Below are 2,335 nucleotides of genomic sequence, written 5' to 3'. Positions count from 1 at the left end.
CCGCGCAGCCGCAGCGCCAGCTCGATGTTCTTCCCGGCCGTCAGCCAGGGGAACAGGGCGTGCTCCTGGAACATCAGGGCGGGGCGGCCCTCGGTGGTGACGGTGCCGGAGGTGGGGGTGTCGAGGCCGGCGATCAGGTTGAGGAGGGTGGACTTGCCGCAGCCGGAGGCGCCGAGGAGGGTGACGAACTCGCCGGGTGCGACGTCCAGGCTGATGTCGTCGAGGATCGGCTGGGGGCCCGTGGGGCCGGGGAAGGACTTCGAGACGTGCTCGGTGCGGACGGCCCGGGTGAGCGCCGCGGTGTGCTCCGCGTTGATGAGTGCCGTGGCCATCGCGGCTCACCTCCCTTGATCGTCGGTGTCCTGGTACGGGGTCTTGTGCAGGGAGCCGAGGACCTTGTTGAGCGGCCCGAGGTCGTAGATGCCGGTCAGGTCGGGGCTCTCCAGCAGTCCGACCGCGACCGCGTGGGCGGACTGGGCCCGGAGGGTGGCGGGGAGGGGGTCGTCGGTGACGACGATCGAGGGCCAGGCCCGGTCGATGACCGCGGGTTCCAGTTCCTTGCCGGTGAGGGTGCCCAGGGCGGCGTTGGCGGAGGCCTTGGCCCGGTCCGGGTCGGCGTTGATCCACTCGTTGGTCCGGACGGTGCCGCGCAGGACGGCCTCGACCACGTCGCGGTGTTCCTTGAGGAACTTCTGCGAGACGACCACGTTCGTGATGACGAACTTCCCGTCGGGCCACAGGTCGGTCTCGTCGAGGAGGACGGCGGCGCCCTCCTCCACCAGTTTGGCGGCGGTGGGTTCGGGCACCCAGGCCCCGTCGACGGCGCCGGAGCGGTAGGCGTCGGGGGTGATGGTGTTGTTGGTGCGGACGACCGAGACGTCCCCCCGGCCGCTGGCGGCGTCCACCGTCCAGCCGCGGGACGCGATCCAGTCGAGGAAGGCCACGTCCTGGGTGTTGCCGAGCTGCGGGGTGGCGATCCTCTTGCCCCTGAGGTCGTCGAGGGTCTTGATCTTCTCCGGGTTCACGACCAGTTTGACGCCGCCGGACGCGGAGCCGGAGACGATGCGCAGGCCGCGCCCCCCGGACTTCACGTAGCCGTTGACGGCCGGCGAGGGGCCGATGAACCCGATGTCGACCGAGCCCGCGTTCAGGGCCTCGATCTCGGCGGGGCCGGCGTTGAAGGTGGTGGTCTTCAGGGCGGTCCCGCCCAGTTCCCGCCCGATCAGGCCCTCCCGTACGCCGACCAGGGCGGTGGCGTGGGTGAGGTTGGGGAAGTAGCCCAGCGTCACGGAGGCCGCCGAGAGCTTCGCGCCGGCCCCTGCGGCCGGGGCCTGGGCCGCGGCGGGTGCCTGGTCGGCGCGGGAGCCGTAGCCGCAGGAGCCGAGGGCCGCGGTGCAGGCCAGGAGGAGGGCGGCCGCGGCGGCGGGGTGGCGGCGCCGGCGGCGCGGGGGGCGCGGTGGGGACATCGTCAGACGGTCCGTTCGGTCTCGGCGAAGGCCTCGCCGGCCATGCCCGCGGTCAGGGTCGTCCCGTCGGACGGGTCGATGAGGAGGAAGGATCCGGTGGGGCGGGAGGTCGCGTAGGCGTCGAGGGCGAGGGGTTCGCCGGTGCGTACGACGACGCGGCCGATGTCGTTGGCGGACAGCCTGCCGGGGTCGGGGTGCTGGGAGAGGTCGTCGAGGGCCAGCCGGGACGGGATCTCCCGGACGATCGCCTTGACGGTGCGGGTGGTGTGCTTGAGCAGGACGCGCTGGCCCACCTTGAGGGGCCGGTCGGCCACGTGGCAGACGGTGGCGGTGACGTCCTGGGTGGTGGCGGGGGCGGCCGCGGCGGGGGCGATGAGGTCGCCGCGGGAGACGTCGACGTCGTCGCGCAGGCGGAGGGTGACGGACTGGGGGGCCCAGGCGGTGTCGACGGCCGTGTGGGGGCCCAGACCGGTGCCGAGCGCGTCGATGCTCTCGATGACCGAGGTCCTGCCCGACGGGAGGACGGTGACGGCCTCGCCGACGCGCAGGACGCCGGAGGCGATCTGGCCGGCGTAGCCGCGGTAGTCGGGGTGGTCGGCGGTCTGGGGGCGGATCACGTACTGGACGGGGAAGCGGGCGGGGGCGGTGAGGGCGTCGCCGACGGGGACGGTCTCCAGGTGCTCCAGGACGGTGGGGCCGCCGTACCAGTCCATGTGCGCGGAGGGCTCGACCACGTTGTCGCCGGCGAGGGCCGAGATGGGGATGGCGGTGATCTCGGGGACGCCCAGTTCCGAGGCGTAGGCGGTGAACTCCTCGGCGATCGTCGCGAAGACGCTCTCCCGGTAGTCGACGAGGTCCATCTTGTTGAC

The 2,335-nt window shown here is 72.9% G+C and carries 3 protein-coding genes; all 3 read right to left on the bottom strand.

The window, feature by feature from the left end:
• The coding region (locus tag WDV06_RS36680; RefSeq protein ID WP_395514131.1) for an ATP-binding cassette domain-containing protein at positions 1 to 332 on the bottom strand (332 nt) is incomplete at its 3' end.
• A 6-nt stretch (positions 333 to 338) separates the two neighbouring features.
• The gene (locus tag WDV06_RS36675) at positions 339 to 1,466 is read right to left on the bottom strand and encodes an aliphatic sulfonate ABC transporter substrate-binding protein (protein ID WP_395514130.1); all 1,128 of its coding nucleotides are present in this window, start codon (positions 1,464 to 1,466) and stop codon (positions 339 to 341) included.
• A 2-nt stretch (positions 1,467 to 1,468) separates the two neighbouring features.
• Positions 1,469 to 2,335, bottom strand: an 867-nt coding sequence (locus WDV06_RS36670) for an elongation factor 1-alpha C-terminal domain-related protein (RefSeq protein WP_463668239.1), incomplete at its 5' end; no start/stop codon positions are given.

The organism is Streptomyces racemochromogenes (genome assembly GCF_044129415.1).
Taxonomy (GTDB): domain Bacteria; phylum Actinomycetota; class Actinomycetes; order Streptomycetales; family Streptomycetaceae; genus Streptomyces; species Streptomyces racemochromogenes_A.
Note: the sequence above shows the minus strand (reverse complement) of the source record. Positions and strands in the feature narration are given on the sequence as shown.